This window comes from Paraburkholderia sp. RL17-368-BIF-A (assembly GCF_046054045.1).
GTDB classification, from domain to species: domain Bacteria; phylum Pseudomonadota; class Gammaproteobacteria; order Burkholderiales; family Burkholderiaceae; genus Paraburkholderia; species Paraburkholderia graminis.
Genome location: NZ_JARESN010000023.1, coordinates 1 through 20569, shown reverse-complemented (window position 1 = coordinate 20569; position 20569 = coordinate 1). Strand labels below are relative to the sequence as shown.

The window sequence follows — 20569 nt, the reverse complement described above, 5'->3', positions numbered from 1 at the left end:
CCGTACAATGATTCGATCAACAACGGAACAAGGACAACTTCGATGCGCACTACCGGGTCCTCCGGGTCAATGGCCCTGCTCACCGAATACGACGACGCAACCGGGCGTGAACTGCGCACGCTGCGCCTCGAGTCGACAGAAGACGGCAAAGGCATCCTTCTGGTCGAAGTCGACGAGCGCAAGCCAGGCATCCATCGGGAAGTCCGCTACGAAATCACGCCGGCGGAACTGATTGCCGCGATTCGCGCGCACGGCGCCGAGTTGCCCGGCGAGCAGCACAATCATCGTCAATAACGCAAAGGTGCGGCGCCTTGCGGTGGGCGCCGCGTAGGCAGCGGTTTTCGCCGGCATTGCAGTCGGCGTTTGTTGCTCGCGGTTCTGAGGCTCGCGGTTCTGATGCTCGCCGCTCTGTTGCTCGTCCTTCCCGCAGTCTTCGCGCGCCGATTTTATTCAGAGCGCGCGAGCTTTAATCGTTTCTGATTATTAGAATCCGGGCCGCGCGGCGGTAGCGCTTCCAACGCCGCTTCCAACCCCGAATAACCGGGGCATTTCAAGGGCTTTGCACGTCTTGAAAATGGTCCATAATCGCTCCATTCTCCTTTGCTTCCCTACTGCGCGCCGTGCCTGAAAAGGCCGCGGATGTAAGTCGATGCTACATGACCTCGTCGAGCAATATGGCCCGGCGCTCATCTTTGTGAACGTGCTGGCCGCCTCCATCGGCCTGCCGGTGCCGGCCATGCCGTCGCTCGTGTTGTTCGGCGCGATGGCCGCAATGCATCCCGGCTCCGTCGGCACGGAATTGCTGCCGGTGCTCGTGCTGTCGATCTTCGCGACGCTGATCGGCGACAGCGCCTGGTATCTGGCGGGCCGGCTGTACGGCGGCAATACGCTGAAAACGATCTGCCGTCTGTCGCTGTCGCGTGACACGTGCGTCAAGAAAACCGAGCGCTTTTTCGGGCGTTGGGGCGTGCGCGTGCTGGCCGTCGCCAAGTTCGTCCCCGGCCTGTCGATCGTGTCGATTCCAATGGCGGGCGCAATGGGCACGCGCTACCGCACCTTCCTCACCTACGACAGCATTGGCGCCGCGTTGTGGTCGGGCACGGGGCTCATCGTCGGCGCGTTGTTCGCGCGTCAGATCGACATGGTGTTCGCAGCCGCCGGGCGTCTCGGGCGCACCGCCGGCGCGGTCGCGATCGCGTTGCTGCTGTTGTATGCGGTGTACCGCTGGATTCGCCGTCGTCAGTTGATCAACAAGCTCGCGTCCGCCCGCATAGAAGTGGACGAGCTCGCCGAGCTGGTCGCCGCGGGCAACACGCCGGTGCTGTTCGACATCCGCTCGCACGAGAAGCGCAAGCTCGATCCGTTCGTGATTCCCGGCTCGCAATTCGCCGACGAACGGCAGCTCGATCAAATCGTCGCCACTTATCCGCGCGATCAGAAACTGGTGATCTACTGTTCGTGCCCGAATGAAATTTCGGCCGCATGGATGGCCAAGCAGTTGAACGAAGCGGGCTTCGACGATGTGCTGCCGTTGCGCGGCGGCATGGAAGCCTGGCGCGACTCCGGCCGGCCCGTCGAGGGCTTGCCCGGCATGCCGCCACCCGAAGCCGCCGTCGAGCACATCGCGCCGAAAGCGGTCTGACGCCGCGCGCGGCGCATTCGCTGGCGCGCGCGCTGGCGGATGCGCGCCGTCGCGCCTTCGTTCAGTCAATCAACGAACATCGAGGGAGCGGTTCGATGCTTTCCACTGCAGAACCCGAAGTACAGCCCGATGCGGTAGTCGCGGACGCACCGTTTTCCAATCTGTCGACGCGCATGCACCAGATGTTTCCCGAGCTCACCGCGGCGGAAATCGATCGCGTGCGCAAGTTCGGCGAAGTCGGCCAATGGCAGGCTGGCGAGCTGCTGTTCGAGACGGGCCACACCGGCCCGGGCATGTTCGTGCTGCTCGAAGGGCGCGTGAAGATTTCCCAGCGCGACGGCATCGGCCGTGAAGTGGTGATCGGCGAACACGGGCCGGGGCATTTCCTCGCCGAGGTCGGTCAACTGTCCGGGCGTCACGCGCTCGTCAACGGCATGGCGCTCACTCACGTCAAGGCGTTGCTGATTCCGCCGGAGAGGCTGCGCGCGCTGCTGGTGGCGGAAGCCGAGCTTGGCGAGCGCATCATGCGCGCGCTGATTCTGCGGCGCGTATCGCTGATCGAGAAAGGCGCGGGCGGGCCGATCCTGATCGGCAGCAGTACCGACGCGCGGCTCGTGATGCTGCAAGGCTTCCTGTCGCGCAACGGCCATCCGCACTCCACGATCGACGAATGCGATGAGGACGCGTTGCGCCTCGTCGAGCAGTTCGGCGCGCAGGACGGAGACATGCCGCTGGTGATTTGCCCCGACGGCTCAGTGCTGCGCCATCCGAGCATGCCGGAACTGGCAACCGCGCTCGGCCTGCTGCCCGATCTGAACGACTGCATGGTCTACGACGTCGCGATCGTCGGCGCGGGGCCGGCCGGGCTCGCCACCGCGGTCTATGCGGCGTCGGAAGGTCTCTCGGTGATCGTGCTCGACAGCCGCGCGCCGGGCGGCCAGGCGGGCGCGAGCTCGCGAATAGAAAACTACCTCGGCTTCCCGACCGGCATCTCCGGTCAGGCGTTGGCGGGCCGCGCGTTCGTGCAGGCGCAGAAGTTCGGCGCGCACGTCGCCATTCCTGTGCATGTGAAGGCGCTGCATTGCGGCGAGGCGCCGTACCGGCTCGAGCTCAAATGCGGCGGCCATATCAGCGCGCGGACCATCGTCATCGCGAGCGGCGCGGTGTACCGGCGCCCCGCGCTGGAAGGACTCGACCGTTTCGAGGGACGCGGCGTGTACTACTGGGCGTCGCCCGTCGAAGCGAAGCTGTGCAAGCGCCAGCAAGTCGTGCTGGTGGGCGGCGGCAATTCGGCCGGCCAGGCCATCGTCTATCTGGCGACGCACGCGGCCAAGGTCCACGTACTGATCCGGCGGAGCGGCTTTGAGGCGACCATGTCGCGCTATCTGATCGACCGTATCCGCTCGTTGCCGAACGTCGTCGTTCATCCGAATTCGGAGATCGGCCAGCTCATCGCGGACGAAAGCGGACTCGCGGCGGTCGCCCTGAAAAAGCCTTTGCCCGACGGCACCGAGCAGATCGACACGCGGCATCTGTTCCTCTTCACCGGCGCGGACCCGAACACCGACTGGCTGCGCACCTGCGGCGTGGAACTTGACGAGAAGGGCTTCGTATTGACGGGCACGGGCGCAGACGGCGCGTCGGCTTGCGATCTGGCGACCACCGTCAAAGGCGTGTACGCGATCGGCGACGCGCGCGCGGGCTCGACCAAACGCGTGGCGGCGGCGGTCGGCGAAGGCGCGGCCGTGGTCGCGCAGATTCACCAACTGCTGGCCGTTTCCGCGGACGAAGCCGTCGCCTCCGTGGCCTGAAGCGGGCTCATGCAAGGGCCGCTGCCGCCGCCACACGCGGGGCGGCGGCCCTGAAGTAGTCCCCTCCGAAGTAATCCCCTGTTACACACGCCTGCAACTCGTTGCACCTGCTTTTCTTTCTGCCTCGTAAGATAGACGTCAGCCATTCGACAGTGAATGCCGACCGTCGAAACAGCCATTGTCTTGCTGGGACACAGGAGAAAAGCATGAACACACGCGCGATCGTCTTCGCCGCCTTCGGACTTGCCGCCGCCTGCGCATCGACTGCCGCTTCCGCTCGCGTCGACGTCGGCGTGTTCGTCAACACGCCGGGCCCCGTCTATGCCGCGCCGCCGGTCATGTACGCGCCGCCGCCGGTCGTCTATGCGCCTCAGCCGGTCTACGGTTACGGCTATCGCGACGACTATTACCGGGAGCGCCGCTGGCATCACGATCACGGCCGTCATCATCGCGGCTGGGACAAGCACCACGGCCGCGGCTGGTAATCGTCGGAGCGAGCAACGCGGCCGCTCGCCGCTTCGCTTGTCACTGCGCGCTTCGCTCGTCACGACGTCAACCACAGCGCCGACGCATTCACGCTACAGTAGCGTCTGCTGATTCAGGCGGGCTTTCTGCCCGCTTCATCGCAGTCACTTACTGAACGACGTCCGCGTGAAGACTCTTTCGCTTTCCGCCGCCCGCACACTCCACCTGGCCGCGCAAGGTCTGCTGTCGCCGCCGCGCCGCAAGGCCACCAAAGCCGACGTGCTCGAAGCAATCCGCCGCATGGCGCAATTGCAGATCGACACGATTCATGTGGTCGCGCGCAGTCCTTATCTCGTGCTCTTTAGCCGGCTCGGCGCCTATCCGCAGCAATGGCTCGACGAACATCTCGCCGCAGGCAAGCTGTTCGAACACTGGTCGCATGAAGCCTGTTTTCTGCCGATCGAAGACTACGGACTGCTGCGCCATCGCATGCTGGACCCGAGCGGCATGGGCTGGAAATACGCGGCCGACTGGCACCACAAACATCGCAAGGACATCGACGCACTGCTCGAACACATTCGAGCAACGGGCCCCGTGCGCTCGGCGGATTTCGCTCGCGAGTCGGGCAAAGGCAACGGCTGGTGGGACTGGAAGCCGGAGAAGCGTCATCTGGAAGTGCTGTTCGCCATCGGGCAATTGATGGTGGCCGAGCGGCGCAATTTTCAGCGCGTCTACGACGTCACCGAACGCGTGTTGCCGCATTGGGACGACGCCCGCGATCTGCCGCCGCAACAGGCCGTCGCCGACGAACTGCTGCGCCGCACGTGCCGCGCGCTCGGCGTCGCGCGGGCCGACTGGGTCGCGGACTACTACCGGCTGCCGCGCCGTCCGTATCGCGACGAACTTCATGCGCTTGCCGATCAAGGGGAACTGATTCCTGTGCAGGTGCCCGGCTGGAAGCAGGACACGTTCGTGCATCGCGACTTCGGCCCCATGCTCGACGACGCCGCGAGCGGCAAGCTCGCATCGACGGTGACGACGGTGCTCTCGCCATTCGACCCGGTCGTGTGGGATCGCAAACGCGCGGCCGCGCTGTTCGACTTCGACTACGCGATCGAGTGCTATACGCCGGCAGCGAAGCGCAAATACGGCTACTTCGTGCTGCCGCTGCTAAGCCGCGGGCGTCTGGTCGGCCGCGTCGATGCGAAAGCGCACCGCGCAGAAGGCGTTTTCGAATTGAAATCGGTGCACCTGGAAGCGGGCGCACGCCCAAGCGCGCGGCTCGCGGGCGATCTGCGGCGCGCGTTGCAACGGTGTGCGGATTGGCACGGCACGCCGCATCTGCAGATCACGTCGGCGGCGCCGGAATGGCGCGAAGCGCTCAGCGCGGGTGACAACGAAGCGGAAACCGAAGCCGAAGACGTGAAACCGAAAGCGAAAGCGAAAGCGAGCGCATAGGCACGCCTTCAGCGCGTGCCGTCAATGCAACGCCGACCATGCAAGCGTCAGCGAAAACACGCCGAGCACGACCGACGCGCCGCGCTGGATCTTCGCCGGATCGAGCCAGCCGAGCTTGCCGCTGCCGAGTGCCGCGCCGAACGCAATCCAGGCGAGCGCTATCGGCGCGAGAAGGCACGCGAATATCAGCATCGACAGCAGATACGCCGGCCAAAGCACGAAAGCAGCAGCCGGAAAGATGGTGCCCGCGAACAGCAGCGCCTTGGGATTGAGCAGCGTCGCGATGAACAGGCGCAGTGTGCCGCTCGCTTTTTCCGTCGAGTCCGGCAACGCGACGGCCGCGCGCCACATATCGACGGCGAGCCACGCGATGTACGTCCCCGCCGCCACGCGCAGCAGCGCGGGCAGCCAGGGCAGCGCGTGCGCGGCCTGTGCGAGAAAGCGTCCCCAGACGGAAATGGCGACGAGATAGCCGGCGAGTTCGGCGGCTATGAGCGGCAGCGAGCGCCGCACGCCCTGGCGCAGACCAGCCGACGCGAGCAACGTATTGGTGGGGCCCGGCGTGATCAGCACGACGACAATGCCGACGGCTAATAACGCGATAGCGGACACAGAGAACATGGAAAAGGCGCAATGTTGGAAACAGTGCGCCTTTTTATCACAGAAGCGGATTCGGCCCGCAAACAGGCTCTATCGCGATAACCGGCCGCAATCGTCAAGGGTCAAGCGGCGAGCCGCGAGAGTCCGCTCAGTGCTCCAGCTTCGCTCGCAGTTCGCGGGCGGCTTCGAGCAAGCCTTCGTAACCGGAACGCGCATGCTCGGGCAAGTCGGGATCGCCGACGAACGTGCCTAGCGTTTCGATCAGGCTGTACAGAATGCCCTTCGCGGCACCCGACGCAATGCTGCCGGATGACACCTGCTGATTCACGTGACTGAGCGCCGCGTCGAGGTTGTCGAGATCGGGCCGGTCGCCGGTGGGCGGCTTGGGCGTGGGCGTTACGTCTTGCGTCATGATGATGCATCTCCCCGTTGAAGCTTCGGTAAACGAGCGATCCTTTCACGTTTGTTATATACCGATCGCGCGTTGCCGTCTATTCGTGATCCGCGCGACGAGCCCGCAGCGATTCGCCGCACGGGCCCGCGCGCTGAGGTTCGCAGCGCTCCCGAAATAGCTCACCGATGGCTTTGATGAACGCGGCGTCCGTGCGTCGTCGTCTCTATGTCGTTATGTCCTTACGCCTTCATGTTCGTGCAATGGCCGCGTCGCCCGAAGATGCGCCGGGTCATGTCGAAGGCGACGAGGTTGCCGGCCACCACGAGCAGCAATCCGACCACGGCCAACGCGGACCACTGGTAGCCTTCGAATACCGTCGACACCGCGAGCGCCACGATCGGAAAGAGCACCGTCGAATAGGCCGCGCGCTCCGGGCCGATGCGCCCCACCAGCATCAGATACGCGGTAAAGCCAATCACCGAGCCGAAAATCGCGAGATACGCGAGCGCGCCGACGTAACGCGCGGAGGGCTCGATCGCGAACGGGAAACCGGCGACCACGCTGCCCACAGTCAGCACGCTCGCGCCGATCAGCATGGCCCAGCTATTCGTGGCGAATGGATGCAAGCCCATCGATTGCATGCGGCTCGACAGCAGATTGCCCGCCGAAAAACACAAGGTGCCGAGAAACGCGATGCCAAGCCCGAGCCACGCCGCGTGATCGCCGAGATGCCCGCTCATCTGCTGGACGAACAGACACACGATGCCGACGAGGCCGAGCATTGCGCCCGCAATCGCCGAAGGCTGCAACGGGCGCCCCATGAAAAGCCGTCCGTTGATCGAATTGAGAAGCGGCGCCGTCGAGAATACGACGGCGACGAGCCCGCTCGGCACCACCTGTTCGGCGTAGTAAAAGCACAGAAAGTTGACGCAGAAGAGCGCGAGCCCCTGCGCGAACAGAAAGCGCCATGCGGCGCGCGGCGGCCACATCGGCCGGCGCATGATGCGCAACAGCGCGAACAGCACCAACGCCGCGATCCAGAAGCGCCACGCGATCGACACCGGCGGCGGCACCGAGCCCAGTTGCCATTTGATCGCGATCCACGTGGTGCCCCAGATCAGGACGGTAATGGCATAAAGAAAGAGATTCATGGTCAAGCCTGCAAGCAGCGGATACGGGAGTTCGACTATGCGTCGGCGCGGCTCGCGGCACTTGTCCAGGATTGCGCATTTTTTGGCGCGCGTCGCCGGGGCGTGTGTCGTCATGCGCGGCGGGTCGTATACTTGTGACTATTCCTCGCAAGAAAGACACCCGCCCATTCCGTGAACACGAGCCCGCCCGTCCCCGTCATCGACGCCACTGAAACGCCGTTCGGCATTCAGTCGGTATGTCACACGCTCGGCACCTCGAATGCGAATCTGGACCGCTTCGCGTGGCTCGGCGACGGTCTCGCGATTGCCGTCTGGACGCGCGACACCGAAGTCGCCGAAACCGTCTACGAGCGACCAGGCCATCACACGCTGTCCTGCTATCTGGACGGCGGCTATCGCACGGAGCGGCAGAAAATGCCCGGGCGTTATGGTGCGCCGTCCCGGCTGTGCGCATTGCCCGGCGATCACGAATCGCGCTGGTGGGTGCGCGGCCATATGCACTTCATGCACCTGTATTTTCTGCCCGAGCACTTCACGCAGCGCGCCGTGCAGGAACTCGACCGCGAACCGCGCGAGCTGACGCTCGCCGATCGCACGTATTTCGAGGATGCGCGCATTGCCGGGTTATGTCAGTCGCTCGCCAACGAGCATTGGGACGATGCCGACGGCTTGCTGCGCACCAACGAAACCGCGCATGAAGTGCTGAGTCTGCTGCTGCAGGCGCAAGGCGTGCGGCGCAGCGGCGTCGCGCTGAAGGGCGGCTTGTCGGTCGGGACGCGGCGGCGTCTGCGCGATTACATCGAGAGCCATCTCGCCGAGCCGCTCACGCTCGGCGAACTCGCGAGTGTCGCCGCATTGTCGGAGTTTCACCTCGCGCGGATGTTCCGCACGTCGTTCGGATTGCCGCCCGCTGCATGGATCGCGCAGCAGCGGCTCGAGCGCGCCCGGACGCTGCTGCGCACCACCGCGCTGCCGCTCGCGCAAGTCGCCGGATTATGCGGCTATGCGAACGCCAGCCACCTGAGCCATCGTTTCCGCGAAGGCGTCGGTGTGTCGCCGGGCGCGTACCGGCAGGCTATGTCGGCGGTGTGAGATAGCAGCGGGCTTTTAGCGCAGCGCCCGCGCCGTGTCATTGCAGCGCCATCGCCAGCACGCGCGCGACGTGGATCGCCTCGACACCCGCGCCGTCATGAATCTGATGACGGCAGCTCGTGCCGTCGGCGACCATGATCGTGCCGGCGTCCATTTTGCGCACCGCCGGCAGTAGCGACAACTCGGCCATCGCCTGCGAAGTCGCGTAGTGCTCCGCTTCGTAGCCGAAGCTGCCGGCCATTCCGCAGCACGACGATTCCACCGTCGATACCGTCAGTTCAGGAATCCATTTCAACACCGTTTGGACGGGCGTGAAGGCGTCGAACGCCTTCTGATGGCAATGGCCATGCACGAGCGCCTGTTGCGTCGCCAAAGGCTTCAGCGCAAGCTGCAAGCGCCCGGCCTGTTGCTCGTGCACGAGGAATTCTTCGAAGAGAAACGCCTGTTTCGCGAGCCGCTTCGCTTCGTCGCCGAAACCGTAGTGCAGGAATTCGTCGCGCAACGACAGCAGGCACGAAGGCTCGAGTCCGACAATCGGCACGCCGCGCTCCACGTAGGGCTTGAACAGATCGAGCATGCGCCGCGCTTCGTGCTTCGCTTCATCGACAAGCCCTGCGGCCAGGAACGTGCGCCCGCAGCAGACCGGCCGCTCGCCTTGCCGCGTGTTGAAATGCACCGTGTAGCCCGCGGCTTCCAACACCTTCTGCGCGGCCCGCGCGTTGTCGGGCTCCATGTTGTTATTGAACGTATCGACGAACAGCAGCACTTCGTTCAACGCCGCGCCGCGCGCGTTCACAGTCGGCTTCGCGCTCGACAGAAACGGTTTTGCGAAACGCGGCAAGCTCCGTTCGCTTGCAAAGCCGACCGAACGCTTGAACCACGTCGACAGCAGCGGCACGTTGTCGGCAAATGCGATGAGGCCCGGCACGCGGCTCGCCGTTGCCGCGTAACGCGGCATGAAGGCAACCAGCTTGTCGCGCAGCGTCAGTCCGTGCCGCTTCACGCGCGCCGCGCGCGCCTCGATCTTGAACTTCGCCATATCGACGCCGGTCGGGCAATCGCGCTTGCAGCCCTTGCACGATACGCAGAGATCGAGCGTGTCCTTGACGTCGTCGCTTGCAAGGCCGGCTTCGCCGAGTTGTCCCGAGACCGCGAGGCGCAACGTGTTCGCGCGCCCGCGCGTCACATGCTGCTCGTCTTTCGTCACGCGATAACTCGGGCACATCGTGCCCGCGTCGAACTTGCGGCAGTGGCCGTTGTTGTTGCACATCTCGACGGCCTTCGCGAGACCGCCCGACAGATCGTTGCCGCTGCCCGGCGCGCTCTCGCGGCCCGTCAGCGGATCGCGTTCGACATTCCACGCGGACCAGTCGAGCGCGGTGTCGATGCGCCGTTCGCGATAGCCTGGCGCGAAGCGGAAGTAGCGCGCGTCGTCCATTTTCGGCGGACGCACCATCTTGTCGGGATTGAAGCGGTTGTCCGGATCGAACAGCGTTTTGATCTCGCTGAACGCCTCGTTCAGTTTCGGGCCGTATTGCCACGCGACCCATTCACCGCGGCACAGGCCATCGCCGTGTTCGCCCGAATAGGCGCCCTTGTATTCGCGCACCAGCGCCGCGGCTTCCTCGGCGATCGCGCGCATTTTGACGGCGCCGTCGCGGCGCATGTCGAGAATCGGCCGCACATGCAGCGTGCCGACGCTTGCGTGCGCGTACCAGGTGCCTTCCGTGCCATGCCGATGAAAAACTTCCGTCAGCTTGCTCGTGTATTCGGCGAGATGTTCGAGCGGCACGGCGCAGTCTTCGATAAAGGACACGGGTTTGCCGTCGCCCTTCATGCTCATCATGATGTTGAGCCCGGCCTTGCGCACTTCCCACAGCGCCTTTTGCGCATTCATGTCCGGCATTTCGACGACGGAGCCAGGCAAGCCGAGATCGGCCATCAATTCGGTGAGCTGCCTGAGTGACTCGAGTTGTGCGTCGCGCGATTCGCCGGCGAACTCGACTAGCAACACCGCTTGCGGTTCGCCGACCAGCGCCTTCGCGACCACCGGACGAAACGCGGGGTTGCTCATCGCGAGATCGATCATCGTGCGATCGACCAGTTCAACCGCGACCGGCCTCAGCTTGACGATGTGCTGCGTGAAATCCATCGCCTGCCAGAAGGTCGGAAAGTTGACCACGCCGAGCGTTTTGTGCGCGGGCAGCGGCGCGAGCTTCAACGTCAACTGACGGCTGAACGCGAGCGTGCCCTCCGAGCCGACCAGCAGATGCGCGAGGTTGGCGACGCCGTCGTCGGTATAAGCGCGCGGGTTCTGACAATCGAACAGATCGATGTTGTAGCCGGCCACGCGGCGCAACACTTTCGGCACGCGCGCCGCGATTTCGTCGCGCTCGCGCTCCGCGATCCGCTTCACGCCTTCGAATATCTGCTGCAAGCGCGCGCCTTGCGGCGCGTCGCGCAACGACGCGAAACGCGCTTCGCTGCCGTCGGCGAGAATCGCGTCGATGGCCTCGACGTTGTGCACCATGTTGCCGTATTCGATCGAACGCGAGCCGCACGAATTGTTGCCCGCCATGCCGCCGATCGTGCATTGCGCTGCCGTCGACACATCCACGGGAAACCACAAGCCATGCGGCTTGAGCCACGCGTTCAGATGATCGAGCACGACGCCTGGCTCGACGGTAACCGTGCGTGCGTCCGCATCGAAATCGACGATGTTATTGAGCCACTTGCTCGTGTCGATCACGAGCGCTTCGCCGACAGTCTGTCCGCATTGGCTCGTGCCGGCGCCGCGCGCGAGCAGCGGCACTTTTTCACTGCGCGCGATGTCCAGCGCGATGCGCAAATCATCCTGATCTCGCGGCACCACGACACCGACCGGCATGATCTGGTAGATGGACGCATCGGTCGCATAACGGCCGCGGCTCGCCGCATCGAACAGCACGTCGCCGCGCAACGCTTTGCGTAGATGCTGCGCGAGCGGACTCCTCAGACGCGCGGCGGACGGCACAAGATGAATCGGCTTGACCAGCAAAGCGGAAGTGGGATTCGTCATAACGTCGATGGTTATTGCGTTGCGTGCGTCGCGTGCGTCGCGTGCATTGCGTGCATTGCGTGCGTCGCGCGAAGGTTCAGTACAGCGTGACGCTCACGGACGGCAGTCCTTCGATGCGTCCGTGCGCGAGGCCCGCGCTTCGCGGGAAGAACATGCCGGTGTATGAACCCGTGGTGACGACCATGTCCGGCGTCACCGCAATGCCGCGCGATGTCGCGTGATTGACGAGCCACGTGAGCAAGCGGCGCGGATCGCCGGCCGGGTTGGCGGGCGTCAGTTCGACGACATCGCGTCCGTTGAAATCGAAGCGCAGCGCAGGCGAGGCAAACGGAAAATCGTCGTGATACGGCATGAATTCGCCGACGATCAGCGCGCCGTGGTTCTGCAAGTCCGCGAGTTGCGCGAGCTTGTCGATGTCGGGCCACGCGGCGAAACGGCTCGCGACAATTTCAATCGTCGCGCCGAACGAACCGATTGCCGCGTGCACGTCGGCCTCGCTATAAGGCGTTGCCGAAGGCTCGAAGCGGCGGCCGAAGCGGAAGGCGATTTCGAGTTCCAGCCCCAACGGTGCAAAGGCCGCGCGCGGCAACGTGGAGCCGTCGGAATGCAAGTCGATGCGCGGCAGCGGCGCACCCTGGATCGGGCCCGTTGGCGACTTGGCGCCGATCTTCCAGCCGCCGATGCGCGCGCCGCCGATCGCCAGAATCTCGTGCTGGATCGCATAGGCTGCGTCGGCGTCGGCGGGCGTGAGGTTGGGCTGCGGCTTGCCGAGCGTCGCATGATCGCGGCGGGCATCGGCAAGCAGGCGGCTGAGGGGCGAGGCGCCCGGCTTCATTGCGTCGGCGTGAGGGGACTTGAGCATCGCTCACACGCCCATGCTGGTGGAAACCTGCCCCTTGTCCGCGGCATTGCCTGCGAACTTGCTTTCCGGCTGCATGCGGAACGCGAGCACGACACCGAGCGCCATCAACAGCATGCTGCCGACGAACGGCAATTCCCAACTGCCGAAATAGTCGATCAGGAAGCCGCCTACCACCGGCGAGATGATCGCCGCGAGCGCGGAGCCCGTGTTCATCATGCCGCTCGCGGTGCCCGAGGCGTCCGGCGCGATGTCCATCGGAATCGCCCACATCGGTCCAATCGTCATTTCGGCGAAGAAGAAGCCCGACGCGAGACACGCCATCGACAGATACAGGTTGTGCGTGAACATGAGCGGAATCAGCGACAGCAGGCAGAAGAACATGCACACCGACACCATCCAGCTACGCGCGCGCTTCAGGCTCCCCGTGCGCGTATAGATGAAGTCGGTCACGATGCCGCCGAGCGTGTCGCCGACCACACCCGCGAGAAACACGGCGGAAGCGAAGATCGCCGACTTCTTCAATTCCAGGTGATAGCTGTGCAGGAAGTACTGCGGAATCCAGCTCAGGAACAGCCACAGTGTCCAGCCGTAGCAGAAGTAGACGATCGTGACCGGCGCCATGCGGCGAAACAGCTTGCCCCAGGGCACGCCCGCCGACTTTGCTTTCGGCGCGGGCAGCACTTCGAGTTCTTCCTTCGTGATACGCGGATGGTCTTTCGGATGCTCGGTGAACGTCAAAGCCCACACGACGACCCACAACAGACTGAACGCACCGCAGATGTAGAACGATTCGCGCCATCCCCAGTTCGCCATCACGAGTACGACGATGCCGGGCGCGACCGCATTGCCGACGCGCGACGCCGCATGCGTGATGCCCTGCGCGAAACCGCGTTTTTCTTTCGCGACCCAGCGCGCCATCGCGGATGTCGCCGCCGGAAAGGTCGCGCCTTCACCGAAACCGAGCAGCACGCGCGCCGCCAGCAGCGAGATGAGGCCACCGGCAAAACCGGTCAGCAAGGTCGCGATGCCCCACACCGCGCCGCACGCGAGCAGCGTGCGTCGAGCGCCGAAACGGTCGCTGACCCATCCGCCGATGATCTGGAAAAGCAGATACGGATACGCGAAAGCCGAGAACACGAGGCCGACTTCCGTATGCGAAAGATGGAATTCCTTGCCGAAGCCCGCCGCCGCCGTACTGACGTTGACGCGGTCCAGGTAAGTGATGAAGTACATGATGCAGAGCATCAATAGAACGATACTGGTCGCACTGGTCACACGAAACCGCTTCATCGTCTCTCTCCATTTGCATGTATCGACGGCGTTCCTGAGATGGCGCGCTTCGTCGTCGCGAGACGGCACGCGCCGCCTCGCCATCGCATTGTTCGGGGCCGCGTTCTACTGCGCGGCTTCATGACGGAACTGACTTCGTTGATGCCTGCTTGTTGTTATTGATGCGGCCCCGCTTACGCTGCCGCCTTCAAACCCGAGGCTTGCGTCGGCTCGCTCAACCAGTCCATCGCGGCAGGCAGACCGCTTTCGTCGAGCGGCACGCCCGCGAGCCGCATGCCCATTTCGCAGCCGGCCAACGTAGCGAGCAACATCAGATCGTTGCAATCGCCCAGATGGCCGATGCGGAACATGCGGCCTTTCATCTTGCCGAGGCCCGTGCCGAGTGACATGTCGAACCGTTCGTAGATGAGCTTGCGCACCGCGTCGGCGTCGATGCCCTCGGGCATCATCACGCCGGTCAGCACCGGGCTATACACGGTCGGATCGGCGCACTGAATCTGGAGCCCCCACGCACGCACCGCGCGACGCGTCGCCTCGGCAAGACGCTCGTGACGCGCAAAGACGTTGTCGAGCCCTTCGCCGAGAATCATGTCGATTGCCTCGTGAAGGCCGTAGAGCAGATTCGTGTTCGGCGTGTACGGCCAGTAGCCGGTCTTGTTCATCTCGACGATGTCGCTCCAGTCCCAAAAGCTGCGCGGCAGTTTTGCGTGCTTGCTGGCGGCCAGAGCCTTCGGCGAAATTGCGTTGAAGCTGATGCCCGGCGGCAGCATCAAGCCCTTCTGCGAGCCTGACACCGTCACGTCGACGCCCCACTCATCGTGGCGATAATCGGCGCAGGCGAGGCCCGAAATCGTGTCGACGAGCAACAGCGCGGGATGGCCCGCGGCGTCGATTGCGCGGCGCACGGCGGCAATGTCGGACGTGACACCCGTCGACGTTTCGTTGTGCACGACGCACACTGCCTTGATGGAATGCTGCGTGTCGGCGCGCAGCCGTTCTTCGATCAGGTTCGGTTGAACGCCGCGCCGCCATCCTTCGATACCCGGCAGGCCGAGGAACTCGGGCTTCAGGCCGAGACTCTCCGCCATCTTTTTCCAGAGCGTCGCGAAATGGCCGGTCTCGTACATCAGCACGTGATCGCCGGGACTCAATGTGTTCGAGAGCGCCGCTTCCCATGCGCCGGTGCCGGACGCCGGATAAATCACGACCGGATGCTGCGTCTTGAAGATCTTCTTGATTCCGTCGAGCACCTTCAAACCCAGTTCGCCGAATTCCGGCCCGCGATGGTCGATGGTGGGATAGCTCATCGCCCGGAGGATGCGATCCGGCACGGGACTCGGCCCAGGGATTTGCAGGAAGTGACGGCCAGCGGGATGGAAATCTAGCTTCAGCATTACGCTCCTCCGATTGAATTTTGCATGCAAAAAACTATATCAGACGAAGTTGCGCGAGCGAAAGGCGAAAATTGCGTGCGGGCACAGGTGTTTACCCGCGCTGTATCGTTGTCGGCGGTGATCCGATAAAATTGCGCTGGAGAGGCATCTAAGGACGTTTGTATGCAAAATTCTGAAATTGAAGCAGGTTCGGCGGGTTCGGCAGTGTTGCCGAAAGTGGAGCGTCAGCGTTTGCACGACACGGTGGTCGAGCACATTCGCCGGTTTATCGTCGAAGGCGTATTGGAGCCGGGCAAGAAGTTGAACGAGCGCGAGTTGTGCGAAACGCTCGGCATTTCACGCACGCCGTTGCGCGAGGCGCTGAAGGTGTTGGCCGCTGAAGGGCTAATCGAGATTTCGCCGAATCGCGGCGCGTCGGTGTCGAAGATGTCGGAAGCCGAACTGCGCGAGACGTTTGAACTGATGAGCGGTCTCGAGGCTTTCTCGGGCGAACTCGCGGCCGAGCGGATGACGGCGGCCGAGCTCGCCGAGATCAAGGCATTGCATTACGCAATGCTCGCTTGTCGCGCGCAGAACGATCTGGCCGGGTACTACAGCCGCAATCAGGCGATTCACGACAAGATCAACGAGGCCGCGCGCAATTCGGCGCTGCGGCAGACGTATGTGTCGGTGAACCGGCGTTTGCAGGCGCTGCGCTTTCGATCGAATTTTCAGATTCCGAAGTGGGATCGCGCGATTCACGATCACGATGAAATGCTGAAGGCGCTCGAGGCGCGCGACGGCAAGAAGCTCAGCGCGATTCTTCGGCAGCATCTGCTTGATAAGCGCGATGCGGTGTTGCAGGTTCAGTCGCGGGAAGAGGCGGCGGGGGGAGCGGGGTTATCCACGTAAATTGTTCATAGGGCTGTGGACAACGTTCTTATAGTCGGCGCAAGTGGTTGATGCGATGGCTGAATTTGCAGGCGGGTGATGTATGGGCAGGGAGGGGCGGGTTTGAGTACTCTGCCCTTGGTACGCTTTCATCGCGGCCTGCGCGGAAAAATGTATTCCTCGCTGTCGTTCGAACATTTGTTCACCTACGTTTCCCCGCTCGCCCGCTGCGGTGCAGGGAAAACGGCCATTCTCCCAATCGCTGTCTCGAATAGCCTATGGATGACATCTGCCATTCCGCGCCGAAAGGTGGCAAAACCCCAGGCGCAACGCAGTGGCAGCGATGCAACTTCATGGCCTCACCAGTTTGTACACCGTCGCTGACTTCCGCCAACGGGAGAACGCCCATGCATTCATCGCCAAACCCGCGAGAAGGCAAACGACGGTTCCGACCGTAGTGGCGCCTCCACTGAGGACTTCACCCAACCACTTAATTGAAAAAGCGGCTGAGATAACGGCAATAACGACAAACGAACCCAAAGACTTTACGGGCGAATTGACGCCGCAGATCTGCCCAGTCGCGTGATCCAGCCAGCCGACCAGTGTCTGCCAGTTATCCGGGTCGCGCAGTACTGCGGTCACTACCGTGCCGCTTTCAAGCCTCGGCTTGCCGTCCATCTTCACGGCGTACTGACGTCGTCCAGCGATTGTTACGTTAAACATCGTGGCGACCGTGCCGCCACTCCTGTCTTTCTCAAAAACAACGCCTCCTATGTCGTCAAGGGTTACTGTAATGGCGCGGTAGGTCATGGGCAATGCGAACGAAAATCCAGGCGGAGGGCGGACAGAAGAAGGGCAGTGGACGCGATGGCCGATAGGCTCAGTGGTCGTCACACAAACGTCATTCCATGCCGGTCGGCCCGCTGCCCTGGCGAGTTATCGCCATACACTAATGCCTCCTTCCACGTTTCGTAGAAAGAATTGATAGCAGTCAAGGGTGTGCCGGTGGCCAGATACCTGGCGCATCAAAACGGCGCATCCAGAGGTCAGTCAAGCGCAGATTAAAGCGAAGCTCCCCGGCGTTTGAACCCATACCGATAGAGCGGATCTCCGTCGTCCGAACCGGGCGGATTACGTCGTTGACCGCAACATAGAGAGAGGGTAAGCCTTCCTCGACAGGAGCCATTTGTGGCTCTTTTCCGGCGCGGATCAATACTCCGCCACCTGAAGTGTCATAAGCGTGGAATGCTGGATCTGGAAGTTTCGAGCGGATCGCTTTGCCGCCCCCCAGCTTGTTCGCATAATGCTTGCCGAGAATGGTGTACCAGTTTGCACCTTTAACGCCTTGCCAGTTTTCAATCATCCCGAGGACGTTAATCGGATTGTCGATCTCGACTCCGTAGTAGTTTTGAGCAAGTTCCAGTTCGTATGACTCCCAGCGCGCGTACTCGTGAGGGAGCGCGATTGCCAGACCTGCGTACCCTTGTGTAACGTTGAGTCGGTTGCAGCATGACAGAAGGAAATCATGAAGCGGAAAGCTACCGCCGTCCCAGCTCCCCTTATGAGCGGCATCGTACGGGACCCAAAAGCTTATATAGGACGTGTCTTGGCCGACTGCCTGTTCCCACTTCGCACTTGTTAGACACTGGATTCCGTAGTCGCCAACATAGTGGGGATTCAAGCTACTCGCAAATCCCTCCACAATCGAATCATCGGGTTTTACCGATAGGAAAGCATCTTTGGCGACTTCCGCTAGACGATCGTCCAACTTCCAAGGAGTCGGTTTTCCACTAGCTGGTTGTGGATCCCAGCCCCATTTCAGTTCTTTTGCAAAGTGGGCGAGGTAATCTTCGAAGCATGCTTGCAGGGCGCGCCTAGCTTCAGGCGTGTAGCCATCGGTGAAGAACAAGGTAGCGCGTAGTACCAATTTGACAACATAACGATAGTCGTGCTCAGGCTATCTGGAGCGACATGATCGCAGTCGTAGGCGTAGTCGGAAAGCTCTTGATGTGTCATAAATCAATAACCTCGGATCAGGGAGCGGCAAGCAGAATCAGTGAGGCTCCGCCAGTTTCGGGAGCGGCGGCAATCGCCACAACTACTAGCGCGCCAACAAGAACAAGTGACCAACCCGATACCTGACTGGCTGGCGTCTCTTGCAAAGTCTCACTGAGCGGGCGCATTCCACCAGGGAAAGTATCAGGTTGAATGGTAACCAGTGCTTGACGTTGTTGCGGCATTCGCCTCGGTACGCGGCTTGTTTCAGGAACTGGCGACGGAGCAAGCTTCTTTCTTCCTTGGCGACAGCGGCAACCGCAGTCCCCATCAGGATGTTCTGGCTGCAATTGACTGAACTCAGCTTTCTGGCCGGCAATTCTTAGGTAGGCTCGTGCTTGCAGCAGGTCTAGACAATCGCCGTCGAATTTGACCTCAACTATACGTTCGATGTTCGGCTGCACTGGAAAGAAGTGTCGGTCTTCGGCCGTACCAGCTTTCAACTCCGCCAAGAGGGTCGGTGGACATTGAAGTACGATTACGTCTGGAATGCGCAGGCGCTTTCCACCGGCCAATTCAAGTTCGTCCCGCGTCAGCAGATTGCCTGCTGCGTCAGCTGCCTCTTCCGCTGCCGCTTGAGGGTCTCGGTTGATCGAATGCAACGCCGAAAGAGGGAACGTGCTCGGTCGAAGCGGTTCTTTGGCTGACATGATCGGCGCGGGGGGATTTTTCGTCATGTCGTAACCGACCTCCCCTTTATATCGCCAATGCTGTGTTGGCTTGGCGTTTTCGTTGTCGGCCCATATCGAGCGTGTCACTGTCCGCTGATACATTGGATAGCTCAAGCGGTTCAAATCTGGCTGTATCAGCGCCCTGCAGCACTTTGCACAGAGATATGCCTTGTCTAGCGGGTTGGCAAGCGGTGTTACCGGTGTGGTGGCTCGAGGGCGAGTTTCGTCGCCGCCGTATTTTGGCTCTTCGGCACGTTTAGGAGCACGCGGTCCCATATTTTCCTCATAAATCCGTTTCAGACGATTCGGTTGACACTGTTGTCGCCGCCGCACACTACGCGTCCAAATGCGTCGCAGTAGTGGAGGTGGTAGTTGTCAGTGCTTTCGTCCGTTAGACGCACCTTGAGCTGTTCCGCAGGACTCGTGACTACGAGCCTGGTGATGCCGCTGTCCGATGCCTGTCCGGACACCTGACTTCCGCCAGACGTGGTAATTACGTAATTCGCGCTTGGAAGGGGCGCATTATCTGCGTGATTCACGAGCCTGAAGTCCTGCTCGTAGAGATTCCCGTCAGGCATGACCGGGAACGATGGGTCACGAGATTCCTTGCCTTTCTTCTGCACCGTGATGGTCTTGATGAACAGGTCGAGCGGAGCGCCGAGCGTGATGCTGCCGTCCTTGATCTGGACGAATGCACCACCGCATTCGAGGATGATTTCTTTGGCCGCGGCAAGGTTGATTTTGCCGTTGACGCTGGCAAGGTTGACGTCCTTGTCCGCAATCAGGGACATCGGGCCGCTCTGTGCCTGCACTTCAACCGGGCCTTTGGCCGCAAAAATCTTGATGCCGAGCTTCTGCGCGAACAGTGAGATCTTCTCGCCCGCCGCAACCGTGAAGCGTTTCGTCACGCTCCAGTCGGCGTTCTTGCCGGCCACCGTGTTGATATTGCCCTGTGCCGCGAACTGCACGCCGTCGCCCGCGACAATGCCCGCCGATGCGGGCGTGCTCATCAGCAGTCCCGGCTTTTTCAGGCCGTCGAAATCCTCCTTCATCTGCTGCTGTGCGCCCGTGTCGGCAGGCTCGGCCTTCGCGCTGCTGGCGGACGCAGCGAGGGCCTTCGCCATCGCCAGCGCGCTTTCCAGCTGCGCAATGGTTTCCTGCATGTCGAGCTGCTTGCGGCTCGCGCCGGGGCGGTCATAAGTCGTGACCATGATGCCCTTGCCCGCGCGCAGCGCCCCCCAACCCGATGACCTTAGCTCATAGCCTTCGCCCCGATATTCGAGCTTGCTGTTGACGAGGTAACCAAGATTGAGTTGCGACTTGCCCGAATGCTCGGTGCTCAGCTTGATGCCTTCCTGGCCCGCCCAGTCTTCCATGCGCAGCTTGTTGTTCGCCTGCGTGCGGATCATGTTGCGTGAGAGCCAGCGACGGTCATTCGTCACCAGGTCGCGCGCCTGGCTGTGATGGTGGAACGCGGTGATTTCGGGCTTGTCAGGATCGCCGTCCCGGAAGGCAATCACGGCCTCGTCGTTGTCCAGCGCGACGAAGTGCATGCCGGTTTGCAGCTTGCCCGCGAACGGCTTTGCAAGCCGCAGCGGTACGCTCTCACCACCCTTGGGCCAGTTGCCGAAGTCGGCATCCAGACGGACGATGTAATAGCCCGCGGCATTCAGATAGCCGTAGGTGTATTTGTCCGGGCTGCAGATACGGGCGCTGAGCGTGCCAGAAATGCGGGCCCATTTGTCGGGTTCAAGCT

General features: G+C 62.4%; 18 protein-coding genes. 7 read left to right on the top strand and 11 right to left on the bottom strand.

Annotated features, from left to right (window positions below; all coding sequences use genetic code 11):
• The first annotated feature begins 42 nt into the window (after positions 1-42).
• The 5 genes from P0D87_RS28180 to P0D87_RS28160 all read left to right on the top strand — a co-directional run bounded on the left by P0D87_RS28180 (position 43) and on the right by P0D87_RS28160 (position 5376).
• Positions 43-294: a hypothetical protein gene (locus P0D87_RS28180; protein ID WP_006047495.1), complete on the top strand. Its 252-nt coding sequence runs from the start codon at positions 43-45 to the stop codon at positions 292-294.
• Positions 295-649: 355 nt separating this feature from the next.
• Positions 650-1642, top strand: coding sequence for a DedA family protein/thiosulfate sulfurtransferase GlpE (locus P0D87_RS28175; protein ID WP_006047494.1), 993 nt, complete (start codon positions 650-652; stop codon positions 1640-1642).
• Between the two features lie 95 nt (positions 1643-1737).
• Positions 1738-3453, top strand: coding sequence for an FAD-dependent oxidoreductase (locus P0D87_RS28170; protein WP_006047493.1), 1716 nt, complete (start codon positions 1738-1740; stop codon positions 3451-3453).
• A 206-nt stretch (positions 3454-3659) separates the two neighbouring features.
• Positions 3660-3938, top strand: a complete 279-nt coding sequence (locus P0D87_RS28165) for a hypothetical protein (protein ID WP_053859747.1) — start codon at positions 3660-3662, stop codon at positions 3936-3938.
• A 166-nt stretch (positions 3939-4104) separates the two neighbouring features.
• On the top strand, positions 4105-5376 hold the full coding sequence (locus P0D87_RS28160) for a winged helix-turn-helix domain-containing protein (RefSeq protein ID WP_053859748.1): 1272 nt from the start codon (positions 4105-4107) through the stop codon (positions 5374-5376).
• A gap of 21 nt (positions 5377-5397) precedes the next feature.
• Here P0D87_RS28160 and P0D87_RS28155 read toward each other — a convergent pair whose 3' ends face one another.
• From P0D87_RS28155 to P0D87_RS28145, 3 genes are all read right to left on the bottom strand, one after another.
• Positions 5398-5997 (bottom strand): LysE family translocator, encoded by a 600-nt coding sequence (locus tag P0D87_RS28155; protein WP_053859749.1) that lies wholly within the window; start codon positions 5995-5997, stop codon positions 5398-5400.
• 127 nt (positions 5998-6124) lie between these two features.
• Positions 6125-6388: a hypothetical protein gene (locus tag P0D87_RS28150; protein ID WP_006047489.1), complete on the bottom strand. Its 264-nt coding sequence runs from the start codon at positions 6386-6388 to the stop codon at positions 6125-6127.
• Positions 6389-6609: 221 nt separating this feature from the next.
• Positions 6610-7521 carry a DMT family transporter gene (locus P0D87_RS28145; RefSeq protein WP_029967329.1) on the bottom strand — a complete coding sequence of 304 codons (912 nt, stop codon included), beginning with the start codon at positions 7519-7521 and terminating at the stop codon, positions 6610-6612.
• A gap of 171 nt (positions 7522-7692) precedes the next feature.
• On the opposite strand from P0D87_RS28145, the gene P0D87_RS28140 reads away from it, so the two are divergent.
• On the top strand, positions 7693-8613 hold the full coding sequence (locus P0D87_RS28140) for a helix-turn-helix domain-containing protein (protein ID WP_006047487.1): 921 nt from the start codon (positions 7693-7695) through the stop codon (positions 8611-8613).
• 37 nt (positions 8614-8650) lie between these two features.
• Here the strand turns inward: P0D87_RS28140 and P0D87_RS28135 are convergent, their stop codons facing one another.
• The 4 genes from P0D87_RS28135 to P0D87_RS28120 form a co-directional block, all read right to left on the bottom strand.
• Positions 8651-11671 carry an FAD-binding and (Fe-S)-binding domain-containing protein gene (locus tag P0D87_RS28135; RefSeq protein WP_053859750.1) on the bottom strand — a complete coding sequence of 1007 codons (3021 nt, stop codon included), beginning with the start codon at positions 11669-11671 and terminating at the stop codon, positions 8651-8653.
• A gap of 76 nt (positions 11672-11747) precedes the next feature.
• Positions 11748-12533, bottom strand: coding sequence for a 2-keto-4-pentenoate hydratase (locus P0D87_RS28130; RefSeq protein WP_006047485.1), 786 nt, complete (start codon positions 12531-12533; stop codon positions 11748-11750).
• A 3-nt stretch (positions 12534-12536) separates the two neighbouring features.
• Positions 12537-13823 (bottom strand): MFS transporter, encoded by a 1287-nt coding sequence (locus tag P0D87_RS28125; protein ID WP_053859751.1) that lies wholly within the window; start codon positions 13821-13823, stop codon positions 12537-12539.
• A 173-nt stretch (positions 13824-13996) separates the two neighbouring features.
• On the bottom strand, positions 13997-15217 hold the full coding sequence (locus tag P0D87_RS28120) for a pyridoxal-phosphate-dependent aminotransferase family protein (RefSeq protein ID WP_053859752.1): 1221 nt from the start codon (positions 15215-15217) through the stop codon (positions 13997-13999).
• A 162-nt stretch (positions 15218-15379) separates the two neighbouring features.
• On the opposite strand from P0D87_RS28120, the gene P0D87_RS28115 reads away from it, so the two are divergent.
• Complete coding sequence (locus P0D87_RS28115; RefSeq protein ID WP_006047482.1) at positions 15380-16108, top strand: GntR family transcriptional regulator; 729 nt, start codon at positions 15380-15382, stop codon at positions 16106-16108.
• A 330-nt stretch (positions 16109-16438) separates the two neighbouring features.
• Here P0D87_RS28115 and P0D87_RS28110 read toward each other — a convergent pair whose 3' ends face one another.
• The 4 genes from P0D87_RS28110 to P0D87_RS28095 all read right to left on the bottom strand — a co-directional run.
• Positions 16439-16897: a hypothetical protein gene (locus tag P0D87_RS28110; RefSeq protein ID WP_053859753.1), complete on the bottom strand. Its 459-nt coding sequence runs from the start codon at positions 16895-16897 to the stop codon at positions 16439-16441.
• Between the two features lie 181 nt (positions 16898-17078).
• Positions 17079-17996 carry a type VI immunity family protein gene (locus P0D87_RS28105; RefSeq protein ID WP_408637088.1) on the bottom strand — a complete coding sequence of 306 codons (918 nt, stop codon included), beginning with the start codon at positions 17994-17996 and terminating at the stop codon, positions 17079-17081.
• Positions 17997-18120: 124 nt separating this feature from the next.
• Positions 18121-18915 (bottom strand): hypothetical protein, encoded by a 795-nt coding sequence (locus P0D87_RS28100; protein ID WP_149029229.1) that lies wholly within the window; start codon positions 18913-18915, stop codon positions 18121-18123.
• A 194-nt stretch (positions 18916-19109) separates the two neighbouring features.
• On the bottom strand, positions 19110-20569 hold a 1460-nt coding region (locus P0D87_RS28095), incomplete at its 5' end, for a DUF2345 domain-containing protein (protein WP_408637087.1).